This is a genomic window from Vibrio sp. EJY3 (assembly GCF_000241385.1).
GTDB classification, from domain to species: Bacteria; Pseudomonadota; Gammaproteobacteria; order Enterobacterales; family Vibrionaceae; genus Vibrio; species Vibrio natriegens.
This window is the reverse complement of the sequence record NC_016613.1, coordinates 43,177-61,179: the sequence shown is the minus strand read 5'-3', so window position 1 is coordinate 61,179 and position 18,003 is coordinate 43,177. Positions and strand designations below refer to the sequence as shown.

Sequence of the window (18,003 nt, the reverse complement as noted above, 5' to 3'; positions counted from 1 at the left end):
TAGACAAGCGGAGTACTGATCACTCCGCTTGTCTGTATTATTCAACAAAGTATTACACACTCTCACCCGCAGTAATGTCATAGCCCATATCGACCACTAACTCTGGCTGCTCTTCGCCTTTTAATCGCGCTATCAGCAGCTCTGCACTCTTCTTGCCAATCTCAAAACGTGGCGTATCCACACTGGTTAATTTCGGACTGATAGTCTGGCCGATGTCTAATGCGTTGTAGCCAACCACTGCCAGTTGCTCAGGGACGTTAATCCCGCGCTGCTGGGCGCTGAGGATGGTACCAATCGCGATATCATCGTTGGTACAGAACACACCATCAAGTTCAGGGTAAGTCTCCAATGCACGCTCAAGTAACTCATGCGCAAGAGAGAAGCTGGAGTGTTCGCCGGTTAATACGTGTTTCGCTTCTAAGCCTGCTTCCGACATCGCACGGCCATAGCCTTGCATACGTAGCTTAGTTCGCGTATCTAAACGGGCACCAAAGTAGACAATGGTACGCTTGCCAGAATCCAACATACGTTTTACTGCACTATACGATGCATCTTCGTGGTCCAAACCAACCGCCATATCAATGGGTTGTTCCGGCAATTCCATGGTCTCTACCACCGGTACACCGGCATTTTTGATCATCTGCAATGTACGTGGGGTATGGTTGCTTTCCGTTAAGATCAACCCATCAACTTGATAAGAGAGTAATGAGGCGATCTTGCGCTCTTCTTCTTCTACATCATAGCTAAAGTGGGCCAAAAGCGTCTCATAGCCATTCGCTTTGGTGACCATCTCAATGCCCTGCACAAAAGAAGCAAAAATTTGGTTAGACAGCGAAGGAAGCAAAATACCGATCGCTTTACTGGAGGATTTGGACAACATCGCCGGAGCGCGGTTTTCTATATAACCCAGCTTTTCTATCGCAGCGGCGATTTTAACCCGAGTCTTTTCAGCAACGGATTCCGGATTACGCATGTAACGCGAAACCGTCATCTTTGTTACGCCAACCTGGTCAGCAACATCCTGTAATGTCGCACGTGTTTTCTTATTCTTTTGAGTCATAAATATGTGAATTATCAGCAATGTTACTAGTAACATTATGACGAATACATTGCATAGCGGCAAGTAAACTAAGAGAGTTCCTCATACCGTTCACAAAATCATGCGCTTAGGAGCTCTTTCAACGCAGATCGAGAAGCTTCAGTAAGCTAAACATCACGCAACAAAGCAGAATTCTTTCATGCAAATAAGCCCCGAATGACCGGGGCTTTTTCTTTAGTACTCGAAATCACTTCACACACATCACATTCAGCAACGAAGTGCCGGTTAATTGATTGGGTTCGCGATCGGTAAACAAACCTTTCTTGCCTTTACCCCAATACGGGAGTTGCAGTGGCCAGTTATTCTTTTCCATCACTCCGGAAGATCTCAAGGTCTTGAACTCGTCCGAGCCTGACAACGACATCCCCAATTGCTGGCAAATCTGTGTTGCGCTTTTATAGTTGAGTCGGTTCCATGGTTTGCCATATTCCATGTAGAACTGGTTATTATTCTCTATCAGATATGGCACGACATAAGTTTTGCCCTGAAGTGCTGTTTTTAAGCGAACAACAATGCCATCTTGATTGGAGATTCTCTTTTCTTGCTGAGCTTTAGCGACGGGTTTCGCGTCTACGTGTTTAGCTGCGACAGACTGTGGTTGAGAAGCCGTAGTTGAACGTTTAAATGCATCGGTGTTAGGTCGCACATTCGGAGCCGTTGGTGTTGTCCCAACCACTGCCTTCTTGACTGCTTTGGGTTGTTTCGAAGCTGAGGACCCACCTTTGCCAACCACACGAATAAACGCTTCTCTATAGTTCGGTAAAGTTTTCACTCCACGTAAATCAGCCGTGGCTTTCGCGGGATCGGTATACGGACCAATCAGACATCGATAGCCGTTAGGTTCAGATTTCATCCAAACATCCGTGGTAATTTGATTATAGAGGGGCTTGGATTTGGCCAGTGACATCGGCTTAGGCAGCAAACCACATTGAATCCAGTAAAAGTCACTGCCACCCTGCGGCACTTTCTTTCCCCATACTCCGGTTCCGATAGGGCAAGTTTGCTCAAGCCTTGGTAACTCTTTGGCGCTGGCCTGAGTCGCCTGACAAAGAAATTCTTCAGCCAACACGGCTGGAGAAAACTGGGCGCAACCCAAGACTAAACCTAGGCTGAGGCTTAATTGGATATGTCGAGATGAGTGTTGTGCCTTCTTCAATTCCATACGCTTCATTCTAAACTAGTGGGTAAGGTCATTGTGGCGGAAGACCGCCAAAAATCGGTGAACAAGGAATAACTAGCAAAAAAAGAGCCGGAAATTCATCCGGCTCTTAGTTTAGGAAGGAATTAAGCGATTTAACAACACTTAATGTTTAGATTCTTAACCTTTATACAGTTTCGGGTTAAATACATCACGTAACCAGTCACCCAATAGGTTGATTACCAGTACCAATGTCACCAACACAATGCCAGGGAAAGCAGTAATCCACCAAGCACCTGAGAAGATGTAGTTAAAGCCGATGCTAATCAGCGCACCCAAAGACGGCTGATCCACTGGCAGACCTAAGCCAAGGAATGACAGCGCCGCTTCCGACATGATCGCGTTTGCGACCTGAACTGTCGAGATAACCAAGATTGGTGACAAACAGTTAGGCAGAATATGACGGAACATAATACGTGGTGCTTTAAAGCCCATTACTCGTGCTGCTTCTACGTACTCTTTCTTCTTCTCAGCCAGAACCGATGCACGAATAGTACGTGCGTACTGCGGCCATTCTGCCACACCGATGATCACCACCAGCATTACCACTGCATATTGGCTATAGAAGTCACTACCAAAGCTGGCTTTGAAAATCGCCGAAACGATGATAGCCACCATCATGGTTGAGAACGAAAGCTGAACATCTGCAAAACGCATTAGGAAGCTGTCGATACGGCCGCCGAAGTAACCTGCTGACAAACCAATGATGATCCCCAAAATCAGCTGCAGACCCACTGCCAGAAAACCGATGGTCAAAGATAAGCGAGAGCCGTAAAGAATCGTCGATAAAATGTCACGACCTTGCTCATCGGTACCCAAAACAAAGCGCTCATCGCCGTCTTCCATCCATGAAGGAGGAAGTTCCGAGTCCATAATGTCGATAGACGTTAAGTCATACGGATCAGTTGGTGCCAGAATAGGCGCAGCAAGTGCCAGCACCAAAAAGACCATGAATACCGTAAAACTCGCCATCGCAACTTTGTCGCGCTTAAAGTAATACAAAAAGTCCGAGTTTTTAAAGCGCTCCCATGCAGAAGGAGCTGCCGCTGCATTTGATTGGCTCATGATTAAGCTCCTTTTCCAGTTAGGTTCACAGTTGGGTTGATGATGCCGTACAGCAAGTCAACGATGGTATTGGTTACCACGAAGATCAGACCAACAAAGATAACGTAGGCAGTGATTAGCGGTGTATCTACACGGTTAATCGCCTCTAGGAAAAGGAAACCCGTACCCGGCCATTGGAATACAGTTTCGGTTAGGATGGTGTATGCCACCATAGTACCAATTTGCACACCACCCACTGTCAGTACTGGCAGCATGGTATTTTTCAGTGCATGTTGGTAATAGATTTTTTGTAAGTTCAAACCTTTCGCTTTTGCGAACTTAATGTACTCAGAGCTCAATACTTCCAGCATTTCTGAACGAACCAGACGAATGAACAGCGGCAACATGATAGAAGCCAGCGCAATACATGGCAGGATCAGGTGCTTGATACCATCAATGGTAAAGAAGCCAGATTCCCAACCAAGAAGGTTCGATGTTTCACCCCGCCCGTAGGAAGGCAGCCATCCGAGCTCAATGGAGAAGACGTACATCAGCATGATTGCGGTCAGGAAAACCGGAATCGAAATGCCGACACTACTCATCGCCATAACAAATTTGGTAAAGATACTTTTTGGGTGAATCGCGGAGTACACCCCAAGTGGTATGGAGAAAGCAATAATAATGAGCGTCGCGCCAAACACGAGCTCTAGCGTCGCCACCAGCTTGTCAAGAATGACATCAACCGCTGGGCGCTTGAAAAAGTATGAAGTACCTAAATCACCTTGCAGTGCATTACCAACAAAGCGAGTGTACTTTGTGATAAAGGGATCGTTCAGGCCCAGTTCATCACGCAGCGCTTGACGCTCCGACTCCGAAACCGATTGACCTACAAGCTCACGCAGCGGGTCACCCAGGTTGTCCTGAATGGCAAACGCCACCAAACTGATCACAAACATCACTATCAGTGCCTGAAACAGGCGCTTGACCAGAAACGAAAACATTCCTTGCCCCTTAACTATCCATAGATCTCTAAATTTAGAGAGAAAATTCAGTCTTTAAAACGGGCTCAGTCCGACTGAAATAAAACTGAGCCTGGTATTGAGCCCCACAATAATTCACTTGTTATGGGGCTCATTCAGGAGGAAATGAATTCCCTCCTAATCACTACTCAATGTGATTATTCAACCACTAGGTCGCCAAAGTAAGGCATAACCATTGGGTTCACGATGTCTGCTGCTTTCACGTTAGACTTCGCGCCCCACGCTTCACTTTGCCAGTGTAGCGGTACGAATGCTGCGTCGTTGTATAGCGTTGCTTCTACACCTTGTAGCATTTCTGCACGTTTCGCTGGGTCTGTTTCAACGTTAGCTGCTTCTACTACTTTGTCCATTTCTGGGTTTGAGTAGTGACCACAGTTGTACTGACCACGGCCTGTCTCTTCGTTGCGAGTCATGGTTAGGAATTCGTTGAAGTTTGCAGAATCTTCAGTATCTGAGTGCCAACCGATCATCAGCATGTCAGCAGAACATAAATCAAACTCAGGCCAGTATTGCGCTTTAGGCATTGTCTTCAGATCAACCTTGATACCGATCTTAGACAGCATAGCCGCCGCTGCTTGTGCAACTTTTGCATCGTTCACGTAACGGTTGTTTGGCGCAATCATGGTTAGTGTCAAGCCGTCTTCGTAGCCCGCTTCTTTCATCAGCTCTTTTGCTTTCTTCAGATCGTAGCGAGGAACTAACTTGTCGTTATGACCAACGTAACCTGCTGGGCTTTGCTGACCAGCTGCCGTTGCGAAGCCTTTCATGATTTTCTTCACGATGCCTTCGTTGTTGATGGCATGCACAATCGCCTGACGAACGCGAACGTCTTTCAACGCTTCGTTACTGTTTTGGTTCATTTGTAGCGTGATGATACGAGTACCAGGCAGTGTTACCAGATCGATACCTTCAGCATCTTTCACACGTTGGTGATCGTTTGGCGCAACTGGGTGAATCATATCTACGCCGCCAGAAAGTAGCGCTGCTACACGAGTCGCATCTTCTTTGATCGGTACTAGCGTTAGCTTATCAACGTTACCTTTTGACTCTTTGTCCCAGTAGTCTTTGAAGCGTTCAAATTCTACTTTTACGCCCTGCTCACGTGATGTCACGATGAATGGACCAGTACCAGAAACGTGAGTTGATGCAAATGAGTTACCGTGCTTCACTAGCTCAGATTTGTCTTTGCCGTCTTCAGTCTTACCAGTGTAGAACTTGCTGTCCATTGGGAAGATGTACGTTGCAGTTTGTAGAACAAGTGGGTATGGACCTTTAGTCACAAGATCAACCGTATTGTCATCAACTTTAACGATTTTTTCGTATGGGTCGAAGATAGCTTTAAAGTCTGGAGAGTTTTGCAGACGTTCGAATGTCCATACAACGTCATCTGCAGTCATAGTGTTACCAGAGTGGAATTTCACACCTTCACGTAGTTTGAAGCGCACTGTCGTATCGTTAATACGCTCCCAGCTTTCTGCTAGGCGAGGTTCAAAATCCATTTCCTGAGTGAAACGAACTAGTGGGTCAAATACCATGTGTGACATTTGCAGTGTACCACCAGATAGCTGCTCGTGCGGGTCAAGCGATACAGGGTCAGCAGCGTAGCCAACTTTAATGTCTGCTGCCAACGAGTTAAAACTTAGTCCCGCAGCGATTAGCGCCACTGCTAATTTGCTTTTCATGGTTTTCATTTGCATAACTCCTTCATGCTGGGATCAAAGTCCCTTGTTGTGTTTGCGTCTGTTTTTATTTCAAGATCAGCCAAGCAAAAAACTTGGTTTATGCCGATTTAATCTCTTCTCTTAGCCCGGTAAATTCTGGCATCAGAGAAATCAGTTTCTTACTGTATTCATGCTGAGGATCGGTAAACAACTGCTCAGTTGGTGCCACTTCAAGTAGAGTACCCATCTGCATTACACCGACTCGGTCGCACATCTGACGAATTACCGGTAAGTCGTGACTGATAAACAACATAGTCAAGTTCAGCTCACTTTGCAGATCTTTCAGCAAGTTAAGGATCTGTGCCTGTACCGAAACATCCAACGCTGATGTTGGTTCGTCACAGATCAAAAGACGAGGTCTGGTTGCCAGTGCACGGGCAATAGAAATACGCTGACGCTGACCACCTGAGAATTCGTGTGGATATTTAAGACCAGCCATACGACCCAAACCAACGTGATCAAGCAAGTCATTCACGATTTGGCGTGTTTCTGACTCGTTTTTAGTTAGCTTATGGAAACGAATAGGCTCGGCAATGATATCCGCCACCTTCATACGAGGGTTCATCGAAGTATAAGGGTTCTGGAACACCATCTGCATTTGACGACGAACTGGGCGACGCTCTTTTTCTGACTTCATTGCAGTCAGATCCAGGCCTTCAAATTTTACCTGACCAGAGTTTGGTTCATACAAGCCTGCGATCACACGTGCGATTGTCGACTTACCAGAGCCAGATTCACCCACCAGACCAAAAGTTTCACCTTCATGGACTTCAAAGCTGACATTATTCGACGCTTGTACGTACTCACGACGGCTTTCAAACAGAGAGTCTTTGGTTACGAATCTTAGGTTTACGTTTTTCACGTCCAACAACGGACCAGTGTACTCACGTTGATCCTGACTTTGTCCTAACCAGTGACTCTTAATGTCTAGCGACTTCATTTCTGTCGCTTCTTCGATGTAACTTACCAGAGGGAAGCGATCGAGCTTTCTGTCTGAGCGAGGAACCGCTGAGATCAAGCTGCGAGTATATGGATGATCAGGGTTGCCCAGCACTTTTGCAGTTGGGCCAAATTCAACCAGATCACCACGATACATAACTGCCACACGGTCAGTAACGTTCGAAACCACACCCATATCGTGCGTCACCAACATACAACCTACGTTGTTTTTGATGCACAACTCACGAATCAGGCTCAGGATTTGGTCTTGGATGGAAACGTCCAATGCCGTCGTTGGCTCATCGGCAATGATCAGATCAGGTTCACCTGCTAGCGCGATGGCAATAACCACACGCTGACGCATACCACCTGAGAATTGGTGAGGATATTGTTTGAGACGGTTTTCCGGTTGAGGGATGCCCACTTGCTGCATCAGAGAAAGCGCACGTTGATAAGCCTCTTCATCCGACACTTTCATGTTGGCATGAATGGTTTCTTTAAGCTGCTGCTCAACCGTAAACAAAGGGTTAAGTGAGGTCATTGGGTCTTGGAAAATAAAGCCTATCTTCGAACCACGAACCTTACGCATCGCTTCCGGAGATAAACCGGAAATCTTTTCTCCATCCAGAAATACGTCGCCACTGGCAACGCGACCCGGAGGACTAAGCAAATCAATAACAGCGTTACCAACGGTGGATTTACCCGCACCTGATTCGCCGACAACACCCACAATCTCACCACGTTCAATTTGGAACGAAAGAGATTTCACGGCTGCGTGAACACCGTGTCGGGATGGATACTCAATACGAAGGTTTTTCACTTCTAATAGTGACATTTCAGACCTCTACTACCTTGTCTGTGTGGTATTGAATCTCGCCCACCTAGGGCGCTATTCATCACCTGAATGAATCCGTTCAAATTCAGAATAATGCTCTGAAATTTTAATGCGGACACAATTTGGCAAAAATCACACAAAAAAGCAACAATTAAAGTATATTCCGCCATGAAAATGTTAATTAAACGCATATCTGGCGAATAAAAATGCATTAACAAGTATTTAACCATTTTCATATCAACCTATTTTTGTGCGCTATGCACCAATAAAAGCAGAAAAATGCTCTAAATTTAGGCAGAAAACCAACATTACAAATAGCCACATTATTCACAGGTCATTGTTAACATTTAGCAAACAATATCTGGCATGAAATCGATCTCTTAGGCATAAAATTTCATCTAAAAATAGTAGAGAGAAATAAAAAACCAAGTATCAATAACAATAGGCTGAAGTAAAACGTGAGCGGTCCTGCAAAAAAGATTAATATTCTATTTTAGGTCAGTTATTCGAATTTGGTGGCCAAACGTACAATGGATGGCACTAAAATCGTCCACTCGGTTTGAATCGATTGATAGCAGCCGGCTCTGCCATACTTTGGTTTTAAGGCTTTACGATACTATCGAGCATGAGATAATAGATTAAATAGAAGCCCCAGTAGCAAAGTTGTAAATGATAGGAGCCCCTGTGCTTAAAGCGATTTTTTTTGATATGGACGAGACTTTATGTGGCACATCTCAAGCCGATAAAGTGGCAGGGCAAGAATTTGCAAATTGGATGAAAGAAACCTATCCACAGCTCGCGGATTCTAATGCCTTCTTACAACGCTACTTACAAGGCGTGTATAAAAAGCTCAATGCAGAGTTCCCTCAGCTTGTAGCCTTGCTACCGGATGAAAATGCATTCCGTTGTGGTTTGATAAAAACCATCCTCGCAGAACAAGGTATCGAAATAAGCGCAGAGCAAGCTCAACAGGCGCAAAGTTTTTTTGACTCTGCACGCATGAATGCATTCTCCTTTCTACCAGGAGTAAAGGAAATGCTGGTTGAACTACGTCAACACTACACTCTCGTTGTGATTACTAACGGTCCGATCTTCTCTCAACATCCAAAACTGGCGGCAACAGAGATGAGTGAATGGGTCGATCATATTATTGTTGGTGGTGAAGAACCTGAAGAAAAACCTGCGGCAAGCATCTTCCATAAGGCTCTTAAGCTAGCAGACGTTAAACCAGAAGAAGCGCTTCATATCGGTGACTCTTTAGCAGCAGATATTGCGGGCGCTAACGATATGGATATTCTCAGCGTTTGGGTGAATCCAAAAGGTACCGATAATCAGACGGATATTGAGCCTGACTACGAAGTAAAAGACACCGTAGAGCTAAAAGAAATCCTCAAAACGCTCGCTCAGTAGAATGGATTGAATGGTAAAAACACAAAACCCCAGCCACTGTGCTGGGGTTTGTTTTATCGGCTGAGAAAGCTTTTGGGTTACTGGTGGTCAAAAGCTCTTTGACCTGACAGTTAAGACTTTTTGAATGATGGTCGGTGAAGAGGGATTCGATCGGACTGGCGATCCAGCCTCCGGTCCTTTGCAATCAATGACTAAACTCAGAATGCAAAAAAGCCTCGATATTTCTATCGAGGCTTTCTAATAGTGGTCGGTGAAGAGGGATTCGAACCCCCGACCCTCTGGTCCCAAACCAGATGCGCTACCAAGCTGCGCTATTCACCGAGCATGTATTCTTTAGAGAAAGAATGGGGTGGCTAACGAGACTTGAACTCGCGACAACCGGAATCACAATCCGGGGCTCTACCGACTGAGCTATAGCCACCATCAAATTGTCATGTTTACCGCTTACTGTAAGCCATAAACTTTAATAGTGGTCGGTGAAGAGGGATTCGAACCCCCGACCCTCTGGTCCCAAACCAGATGCGCTACCAAGCTGCGCTATTCACCGACTTATGTTTTATCTCGACTCTAAATCAAGACAGGAAGCAATGCTACCTTGTTCTTCCTAAAAAAGAAAGAATGGGGTGGCTAACGAGACTTGAACTCGCGACAACCGGAATCACAATCCGGGGCTCTACCAACTGAGCTATAGCCACCACTGAGTTTTACCGACTTATCCTCCGGGGTAATGGTACGCCCGAAAGGATTCGAACCTTCGACCTTTGGCTCCGGAGGCCAACGCTCTATCCAACTGAGCTACGGGCGCATGCCCTATCGGCGGAGTGGAATAATACGGATATCACACTATGCCGTCTAGTACTTTTTTTACTTTTTTTATCGTTTGGTCTCTTTTTCGACAGTTATATGCCTTTAAAGAGAATTTTTGATGTGATTCACGCCCTGTCATCGATAACTTGTTGTTTAATGCAACAAGCTATCGGGATATAATCACTCATTATTTACATTGATTTAACAGCTGCAACCAAGTTGTCTAATCATTCTATGCCATTGAAGTGGTTTTATCGGGCTTCTTTAATCGGTATCAATACTCTAACTATATAAATAGGTAAGTCACTTACCTCGGGAATGTGAAGTGGGTTTAATGGATATGTCTCGACAAATGATTAGCGTTTTGTTCGCTGCCTTAACGTTTTCTACGGCAGCTTTAGCTTCTGACATCAGCCAAAGTGAATACGATGCGATCGCAGAACGCATCAAACCTGTCGGCGATGTTTATCTAGCAGGCTCTGAGCCTGTAAAAGCAGAACCAACCGGTCCTCGTGATGGCGCAACAGTTTACGGTACTTTTTGTATTGCTTGTCACGCATCTGGTGTAAACGGTGCTCCAAAGATTGGCAATGCTGACGAATGGGCGCCTCGTATCGCTCAAGGTAAAGATGTACTGATCAAACATGCACTTGAAGGCTTCAACGCGATGCCAGCTAAAGGTACGTGTATGGACTGTTCTGACGACGAGATCACAGCCGCTATCGATCATATGATTGCAGGTCTGTAATTCGTCTTGAATCAAAGCTTTAAAAGAGAAAGGCTTGCCACTTGGCAAGCCTTTTTATTTGCTGTTTGATGATTTGGATGATGCTACTTCTTAAACATCGAGCGTAAGTTGGCAATGTGAGCCTGGCCTTTTGCCATTCTCTCCTCTTGCGAAACGGGCTTTTTGTTGACTTCCCATTCCACATCATCGAAAGGCAATTCATCAAGAAAGCGGCTTTGCGTCGGCTTGATTAACTCACCATACTGACGGCGCTCTTTACACATCGTAAAAGTCAGCTCTCTTTGGGCACGAGTAATCCCCACGTACATCAGGCGACGTTCTTCTTCTACGTTGTCTTCATCAATGCTGGTTTGATGTGGCAAAATGCCTTCTTCTGAACCAATCAGATAAACGTACGGGAATTCCAGACCCTTTGACGCATGCAGTGTCATCAATTGTACCGCATCGCTGTCTTCGTCCTCTTCCCCGCGCTCCATCATGTCACGCAAGGTTAAACGCTGAACCACCTCTTTTAATGTTTTCTCTTCCTGATCGTAATTATCGCCTTCTAAATCAGCCACAATCCAGGAATAGAGATCTGACACGTTCTTCATGCGCATCTCAGCCGCTTTCGGGCTCGCGGAGGTTTCGTATAACCAGTCTTCGTAATTGATGTCACGAACCAGTGAACGGACCGCAGCCACGGTATCGCCTCTTTCCGCCTGATCAGCAATAGCGACTAACCACTGAGTGAAGCGGCGTAAATTCTCCAGACCACGCCCTGTTAAATGCTGTTCGAGCCCCATTTCAAAGCTGGCTTCAAACAGGCTTTTGCCACGCATATTGGCGTAACTGCCCAGTTTTTCTAGTGTAACCGGTCCAATTTCACGTCGGGGCGTGTTTACGATGCGTAGAAAGGCATTGTCATCGTCCGGGTTCACCAGAACTCGAAGATACGCCATGATGTCTTTGATCTCTGAACGAGCAAAGAAAGAGGTACCACCCGAAATTTTGTATGGTACGCGGTTTTGCATCAGCGACTTTTCTATTAAGCGTGATTGATGGTTACCACGATACAAAATCGAGTAGTCTCGGTATTCGGTGCGATTGAGGAACTTGTGTGCGATCAGCTCACCCGTAACACGCTCCGCTTCATGCTCTTCATTTTTTGCCAGCAATACTTTGAGTTTTTCACCGTCAGGGATCTCAGAGAATAGCGTCTTCTCATACACGTGCGGGTTGTTAGCAATGAGAATATTGGCAGCACGAAGAATACGACTGGTAGAGCGATAGTTTTGCTCTAGTTTAATCAGGCGCAAGTTCGGGTAGTCTTCACCCAATAGCACCAGGTTCTGAGGCTTCGCACCACGCCATGAGTAGATAGACTGATCGTCATCCCCTACTACGGTTAGGCGGCCCCGCTCACCGACAATGTGTTTTACCAGCTCGTATTGGCTGGTATTGGTATCTTGATATTCATCCACCAGTAGGTAGCGGATGCGGCTCTGCCAACGCTGACGTACGTCTTCATTAGTACGTAACAACAGTACTGGCATCAGAATCAAATCATCAAAATCGAGTGCGTTGTACGCTTTCATCTGCTTCTGGTACATGTCGAAGCAGAAGGCAAACAACTGTTGTTGCTCACCTTTCGCCTGAGCTTTCACCTGCTCTGGCGTTAACATGTCGTTCTTCCAGTTAGAGATTGAACTCATCAGCTGACGCAGCAGATCTTTATCGCCGTCGAGCTGCTTTTCCGTTAGCTCTTTGAGTAATGCGAGCTGGTCTTGATCATCAAACAAGGAGAAGCCAGCTTTTAAACCAAGCTGCTTGTACTCGCGCTTAATAATGTTCAAGCCCAAGGTGTGGAAGGTCGACACCATCAAGCCTTTAGATTCCGCTTTACCTAATGTCTGACCCACCCGCTCTTTCATTTCTCGTGCGGCTTTATTGGTAAAGGTTACCGCTGCAATATTTCGCGCTTTGTAGCCACATTGCTGAACCAAATAAGCAATTTTATTGGTGATAACACGAGTTTTACCCGAGCCAGCACCTGCCAGCACCAAACACGGACCAGATACGTACTTTACGGCTTCATCTTGACTAGGGTTCAGCTTCATAGAATTTCTCAGCGGGCAATAAACGTGGCGCCTATGATAATAGTGAGTATGAACGATTACCACGTTTATCAGCCCTCAGTTTGTCAGTGTTTGCTAACTCCATTTATAGCAAAGTAAAAATTTAATTATTTTTTATTGCACACTCGTATAGCTTTAGATCTATAATGAATGAACGTTCATTCACTAGAAGTGGAACTATGTCGAGTAATACAACTTTAGATAAAAAAGCTCAGATTCTTTGTGCGGCGGAAAAACTGATTGCTGAGCTGGGTTTTCAGGGATTTTCGATGCAAAAGCTAGCCAAAGAAGCGGGTGTGGCGGCTGGCACTATCTATCGTTACTTTTCCGATAAGAACCACCTTTTAGACGAAGTTAGATTAAACGTCGCAAAGCGCATTGCAATAGAAGTGCAAGCGGGCGTAAGCGACGATATGCCTTTAAAAGAACGTTATACAAAAATGTGGCTTAACATTTGGTGTTTAGCTGGCTCAAATGTGGACACATTGAACAATAGAGTTCAATATCAATCCCTGCCCTATGCAAGCAATAGAGTAACGCTGGAACTTGAGCGTAAAATGTTTGATCAGGTAGACCGACTATTTGACCAAGGTAAAGAGCAAGGAGTGTTTAAGCCACTCGACAATATGATCCTTTCGGGACTGAGTTTCGAGGCGACCGTTGCACTCGCCCGACATCATGCCCTGGGGTTTTATCAACTGGACGAAGCAGCCATAGAAGCTGCCATTGAAGCCAGTTGGGACGCAATCATTCAACACTAATTGGAGTTCTGACCAGAATGAAAAAGTGGACTTTTTTTATGTTACTTATCGCAATCTTGCTGTTCGGCAGTGTGATAGGTTTCAACTTATTCAAGCAACAGAAGATTGCCGAATACATGGCGAATCGCCCGGAACCTGAATTTCCCGTAACCGTAACTGACGTACAGTCAGTTGATTGGGTACCGGTGATTGAGGCAATTGGCTTTATCGAGCCTAACCAAGGGGTAACGGTAGCGAACGAGACAAGTGGCGTCATTGACCAAATCGCTTTTGAATCTGGCACTCAAGTGAAAGAAGGCCAGGATTTGGTACTTCTTGATTCAGCTGTTGAGAAAGCCAACCTGAAAAGTGCACAAGCGAAGCTTCCAGCTGCTGAAGCAAAATACAAGCGTTACCAAGGCCTGTACAAAAAAGGGTCGATTTCTAAAGAGTCTTATGATGAAGCAGAAGCGAATTATTTTTCTCTTAGCGCTGACATCGAGAGCTTGAAAGCGGCGATCGACCGTCGTGAAATCAAAGCACCGTTTTCAGGCGTGGTTGGTATCCGTAATGTTTACCTAGGTCAGTACCTGCAAGCGGGTACCGATATCGTGCGTCTTGAAGATACCAGCGTTATGCGTCTACGTTTCACCGTGCCGCAGACCGATATTTCTCGTATCCACATTAGCCAAGCTGTCGATATTTTTGTCGATGCGTACCCAGAAATCGCCTTCAAAGGTTCAATTACAGCCATTGAGCCAGCGGTTAATGTACAGAGTGGTCTGATCCAGGTACAAGCAGATATTCCAAATAACGACGGAAAACTACGTAGTGGTATGTTCGCTCGAGCGAATATCATCCTGCCTAAACTTGAAAACCAGGTGACTCTGCCACAAACCGCGATTACTTACACACTTTACGGTGACAGCATTTACATCGTATCTGAAGAAGATGGCGAAAAGCGTGTAACACAGCAAGTGGTTAAAGTGGGTGAGCGTACAAAAGACATCGTACACATTCTTGAAGGCGTTAAGCCAGGTGATGTAGTAGTGACCTCAGGTCAGATTCGTCTGAGTAACCACGCTAAAGTCCGTGTCGTAGAAAGCGATGCAACGACTCCACCAACTGAAACACCAATGCTGTAATCGGAGGCTTCATGCGCTTTACTGATGTTTTTATTAAACGTCCAGTTTTAGCGGTATCAATCAGCTTTTTGATCGCATTGCTTGGTCTGCAAGCAATCTTCAAAATGCAGGTTCGTGAATACCCTGAAATGACGAATACGGAAGTAACGGTTTCGACCAGTTACTACGGTGCCAGTGCCGACCTAATCCAGGGCTTTATTACTCAGCCATTGGAACAAGCGGTCGCACAGGCTGATAATATCGATTATATGACTTCTCAATCGGTGCTGGGTAAATCCACCATCACCGTGAAAATGAAGTTGAACACTGACCCGAATGCGGCACTCTCGGACATTCTGGCAAAAACCAATTCTGTTCGCTCGCAACTACCGAAAGAAGCCGAAGACCCTACCGTTACTATGTCGACTGGCTCGACAACAGCGGTACTGTATATCGGTTTTACCAGTGATGAGTTGTCTTCAAGTCAGATCACCGACTACCTTGAGCGTGTAATCAACCCACAGTTGTTTACCGTTAACGGTGTGTCGAAAGTCGACCTATACGGTGGTATGAAATACGCGCTACGTGTTTGGCTAGACCCTGCAAAAATGGCAGCGTTTAACTTAACCGCGACTGACGTGATGGGTGTGTTAAGTGCCAACAACTATCAGTCTGCTACGGGTCAGGCTATCGGTGAATTTGTACTTTATAACGGCAGTGCAGACACACAGGTATCCAATGTTGATGAGTTGAAGAACCTTGTTGTTAGCAATGACGATGGCAATGTCACTCGCTTAAGCGATATTGCTAAAGTGACTCTAGAAAAGAGCCACGACTCATATCGAGCGAGTGCAAATGGTCAGGAGGCGGTTGTTGCCGCAATTAATGCTGCGCCAAGTGCCAACCCAATCAATATCGCAGCAGACGTACTTGATCTATTACCTCAGCTAGAGCGCAATTTGCCTAGTACGATCAAGATGAATGTTCTTTATGATTCGACTATCGCAATTAACGAATCCATTAACGAAGTAATCAAAACCATCGCTGAAGCTGCAGTGATCGTACTGATTGTTATCACTATATTCCTTGGTTCATTCCGTGCCGTAGTGATCCCTATTGTAACTATCCCACTCTCTTTGATCGGTGTGGCGATGGTAATGCAATCCATGGGTTTCTCGTGGAACCTGATGACCCTACTGGCAATGGTTCTCGCCATTGGTCTGGTGGTAGATGATGCGATCGTTGTACTGGAAAACGTTGACCGACATATCAAGCTTGGTGAATCACCATTCCGAGCGGCCATTATCGGTACGCGCGAAATTGCGGTTCCAGTTATCGCGATGACACTAACGTTGGGTGCTGTATACGCGCCGATCGCGTTGATGGGTGGTATCACGGGCTCGCTATTTAAAGAGTTCGCGTTAACCCTGGCGGGTGCGGTATTTGTATCAGGTATCGTGGCACTGACTCTATCACCAATGATGTGTTCAAAAATGCTGAAAGCTCATCAGGCACCAAGCAAGTTTGAACAGAAAGTGCATAGCGTGTTAGAGCGCATGACCAGCCGATACGCCAAAATGTTGGGTGCTGTCATGCAACACCGTCCAGTTGTAATTGGTTTTGCACTGATTGTATTTGCCAGCTTACCGATGCTGTTCAAGTTCATCCCAAGTGAACTGGCTCCGTCTGAAGATAAAGGCGTGGTTGTATTGATGGGTACTGCTCCATCTAATTCGAACTTAGACTTTATCCAGAACACCATGAACCAGGTAAACAACATTCTGTCTGAACAGCCAGAAGTTCAGTTTGCACAGGTTTTCTCAGGTGTACCAAACTCTCACCAAGCGTTCGGTATAGCCTCTATGGTGCCTTGGAGTGAGCGTGAAGCAAGCCAGGCAGACGTAACGGGCCGTGTAGGCGGATTGGTTGCAGACGTACCGGGAATGGCGGTAACGGCGTTCCAAATGCCTGAGTTGCCAGGTGCGGGTAGTGGTCTTCCAATTCAGTTTGTTCTGACCACACCAAACGCATTTGAGAGTTTATTCTCTATCGCGACAGACGTATTAACGGAAGTCAAATCTAGCCCAATGTTCGTTTATTCGGATCTTGATCTGAACTACGACTCGGCGACGATGAAAATCAACATCGACAAAGACAAAGCGGGCGCATACGGCGTAACCATGCAAGACATCGGTGTGACACTGAGCACCATGATGGCAGATGGCTACGTAAACCGTATCGACCTTAATGGCCGCTCTTACGAAGTTATTCCTCAGGTAGAGCGTAAGTGGCGTCTAAACCCAGAGTCGATGAACAACTACTACGTACGTGCAGCTGACGGTAACGCGGTTCCACTGAGTAACCTAGTGACGATTGACGTGATTGCAGAGCCACGCTCACTGCCTCACTTCAACCAGCTGAACTCAGCAACGGTAGGTGCAGTACCAGCTCCGGGCACGGCAATGGGCGATGCGATTAACTGGTTTGAGAACATCGCTGAAACGAAACTGCCAAGCGGCTACAACCATGACTACATGGGTGAAGCTCGTCAGTTTGTGACTGAAGGTAGTGCGTTATACGCGACATTTGGTTTAGCACTAGCAATCATCTTCTTGGTTCTGGCGATTCAGTTTGAATCTGTGAAAGATCCACTGGTTATCATGGTGTCTGTGCCATTGGCAATTTGTGGCGCGTTGATTGCGCTTGCCTGGGGCGCTGCATCGATGAACATTTACTCTCAGGTTGGTTTGATTACTCTGGTTGGTCTTATCACCAAGCACGGTATCCTGATCTGTGAAGTGGCGAAAGAAGAGCAGCTGCACAACAAACTGGGTAAAACAGAAGCTGTAATGGAAGCGGCGAAAGTTCGTCTACGTCCTATTCTGATGACAACTGCAGCGATGATCGCGGGTCTTATCCCACTGATGTACGCGACTGGTGCAGGTGCGGCTCAGCGCTTTAGTATCGGTATCGTAATCGTTGCTGGTCTGGCGATTGGTACTCTGTTTACCCTATTCGTACTGCCTGTTATTTACAGCTACTTAGCTGAAAAACACAAGCCACTTCCGGTGTTTGTTGAAGACAAAGATCTGGAAAAGTTGGCCCGTATTGATGAAGCAAAAGCGGCACAACGAGGATTAGCGGACAACCACTAATTCCCTGCCAAGCTAAAAAGGTCACT

General features: G+C 46.0%; 12 protein-coding genes and 5 tRNA genes. 5 read left to right on the top strand and 12 right to left on the bottom strand.

Going from position 1 to position 18,003, the window contains the following annotated elements; translation table 11 throughout:
* Positions 1-52: 52 nt before the first annotated feature.
* From VEJY3_RS00280 to VEJY3_RS00255, 6 genes are all read right to left on the bottom strand, one after another.
* Positions 53-1,060 (bottom strand): LacI family DNA-binding transcriptional regulator, encoded by a 1,008-nt coding sequence (locus VEJY3_RS00280; protein ID WP_014230458.1) that lies wholly within the window; start codon positions 1,058-1,060, stop codon positions 53-55.
* 226 nt (positions 1,061-1,286) lie between these two features.
* A complete protein-coding gene (locus tag VEJY3_RS00275; protein WP_014230457.1) occupies positions 1,287-2,261 on the bottom strand; it encodes an SPOR domain-containing protein in 975 nt (324 codons plus the stop codon).
* A 156-nt stretch (positions 2,262-2,417) separates the two neighbouring features.
* Positions 2,418-3,362, bottom strand: coding sequence for an ABC transporter permease (locus VEJY3_RS00270; protein WP_014230456.1), 945 nt, complete (start codon positions 3,360-3,362; stop codon positions 2,418-2,420).
* A 2-nt stretch (positions 3,363-3,364) separates the two neighbouring features.
* Positions 3,365-4,342, bottom strand: coding sequence for an ABC transporter permease (locus VEJY3_RS00265; protein ID WP_014230455.1), 978 nt, complete (start codon positions 4,340-4,342; stop codon positions 3,365-3,367).
* Positions 4,343-4,518: 176 nt separating this feature from the next.
* A complete protein-coding gene (locus tag VEJY3_RS00260) occupies positions 4,519-6,072 on the bottom strand; it encodes an ABC transporter substrate-binding protein (RefSeq protein ID WP_014230454.1) in 1,554 nt (517 codons plus the stop codon).
* Positions 6,073-6,160: 88 nt separating this feature from the next.
* A complete protein-coding gene (locus tag VEJY3_RS00255; protein ID WP_014230453.1) occupies positions 6,161-7,876 on the bottom strand; it encodes an ABC transporter ATP-binding protein in 1,716 nt (571 codons plus the stop codon).
* 684 nt (positions 7,877-8,560) lie between these two features.
* On the opposite strand from VEJY3_RS00255, the gene VEJY3_RS00245 reads away from it, so the two are divergent.
* Positions 8,561-9,286 carry an HAD family hydrolase gene (locus VEJY3_RS00245; RefSeq protein ID WP_014230451.1) on the top strand — a complete coding sequence of 242 codons (726 nt, stop codon included), beginning with the start codon at positions 8,561-8,563 and terminating at the stop codon, positions 9,284-9,286.
* A gap of 244 nt (positions 9,287-9,530) precedes the next feature.
* Here the strand turns inward: VEJY3_RS00245 and VEJY3_RS00240 are convergent.
* The 5 genes from VEJY3_RS00240 to VEJY3_RS00220 all read right to left on the bottom strand — a co-directional run bounded on the left by VEJY3_RS00240 (position 9,531) and on the right by VEJY3_RS00220 (position 10,091).
* Positions 9,531-9,607: transfer RNA gene (locus VEJY3_RS00240), tRNA-Pro, on the bottom strand.
* 24 nt (positions 9,608-9,631) lie between these two features.
* Positions 9,632-9,707 (bottom strand) — tRNA-His (locus VEJY3_RS00235).
* 49 nt (positions 9,708-9,756) lie between these two features.
* Positions 9,757-9,833 (bottom strand) — tRNA-Pro (locus tag VEJY3_RS00230).
* A 72-nt stretch (positions 9,834-9,905) separates the two neighbouring features.
* Positions 9,906-9,981, bottom strand: a tRNA-His gene (locus tag VEJY3_RS00225).
* 33 nt (positions 9,982-10,014) lie between these two features.
* Positions 10,015-10,091: transfer RNA gene (locus VEJY3_RS00220), tRNA-Arg, on the bottom strand.
* Positions 10,092-10,427: 336 nt separating this feature from the next.
* On the opposite strand from VEJY3_RS00220, the gene VEJY3_RS00215 reads away from it, so the two are divergent.
* Positions 10,428-10,841 carry a cytochrome c5 family protein gene (locus VEJY3_RS00215; RefSeq protein ID WP_014230450.1) on the top strand — a complete coding sequence of 138 codons (414 nt, stop codon included), beginning with the start codon at positions 10,428-10,430 and terminating at the stop codon, positions 10,839-10,841.
* 83 nt (positions 10,842-10,924) lie between these two features.
* Here the strand turns inward: VEJY3_RS00215 and rep are convergent, their stop codons facing one another.
* On the bottom strand, positions 10,925-12,940 hold the full coding sequence (gene rep / locus VEJY3_RS00210) for a DNA helicase Rep (protein WP_014230449.1): 2,016 nt from the start codon (positions 12,938-12,940) through the stop codon (positions 10,925-10,927).
* 197 nt (positions 12,941-13,137) lie between these two features.
* On the opposite strand from rep, the gene VEJY3_RS00205 reads away from it, so the two are divergent.
* The 3 genes from VEJY3_RS00205 to VEJY3_RS00195 are packed head-to-tail and all read left to right on the top strand — an operon-like array spanning position 13,138 to position 17,977.
* Positions 13,138-13,719, top strand: a complete 582-nt coding sequence (locus tag VEJY3_RS00205; protein WP_014230448.1) for a TetR/AcrR family transcriptional regulator — start codon at positions 13,138-13,140, stop codon at positions 13,717-13,719.
* 17 nt (positions 13,720-13,736) lie between these two features.
* Positions 13,737-14,843, top strand: a complete 1,107-nt coding sequence (locus tag VEJY3_RS00200; RefSeq protein WP_014230447.1) for an efflux RND transporter periplasmic adaptor subunit — start codon at positions 13,737-13,739, stop codon at positions 14,841-14,843.
* 11 nt (positions 14,844-14,854) lie between these two features.
* A complete protein-coding gene (locus VEJY3_RS00195) occupies positions 14,855-17,977 on the top strand; it encodes a multidrug efflux RND transporter permease subunit (protein WP_014230446.1) in 3,123 nt (1,040 codons plus the stop codon).
* Positions 17,978-18,003 lie beyond the last annotated feature (26 nt).

Bases quoted from the DNA above. Each gene is read 5' to 3' on its own strand.
- VEJY3_RS00280 (WP_014230458.1), bottom strand. From the start codon at position 1,060: ATGACTCAAAAGAATAAGAAAACACGTGCGACATTACAGGATGTTGCT.
- VEJY3_RS00275 (WP_014230457.1), bottom strand. From the start codon at position 2,261: ATGGAATTGAAGAAGGCACAACACTCATCTCGACATATCCAATTAAGC.
- VEJY3_RS00270 (WP_014230456.1), bottom strand. From the start codon at position 3,362: ATGAGCCAATCAAATGCAGCGGCAGCTCCTTCTGCATGGGAGCGCTTT.
- VEJY3_RS00265 (WP_014230455.1), bottom strand. From the start codon at position 4,342: ATGTTTTCGTTTCTGGTCAAGCGCCTGTTTCAGGCACTGATAGTGATG.
- VEJY3_RS00260 (WP_014230454.1), bottom strand. From the start codon at position 6,072: ATGAAAACCATGAAAAGCAAATTAGCAGTGGCGCTAATCGCTGCGGGA.
- VEJY3_RS00255 (WP_014230453.1), bottom strand. From the start codon at position 7,876: ATGTCACTATTAGAAGTGAAAAACCTTCGTATTGAGTATCCATCCCGA.
- VEJY3_RS00215 (WP_014230450.1), top strand. From the start codon at position 10,428: ATGGATATGTCTCGACAAATGATTAGCGTTTTGTTCGCTGCCTTAACG.
- rep (WP_014230449.1), bottom strand. From the start codon at position 12,940: ATGAAGCTGAACCCTAGTCAAGATGAAGCCGTAAAGTACGTATCTGGT.
- VEJY3_RS00205 (WP_014230448.1), top strand. From the start codon at position 13,138: ATGTCGAGTAATACAACTTTAGATAAAAAAGCTCAGATTCTTTGTGCG.
- VEJY3_RS00200 (WP_014230447.1), top strand. From the start codon at position 13,737: ATGAAAAAGTGGACTTTTTTTATGTTACTTATCGCAATCTTGCTGTTC.
- VEJY3_RS00195 (WP_014230446.1), top strand. From the start codon at position 14,855: ATGCGCTTTACTGATGTTTTTATTAAACGTCCAGTTTTAGCGGTATCA.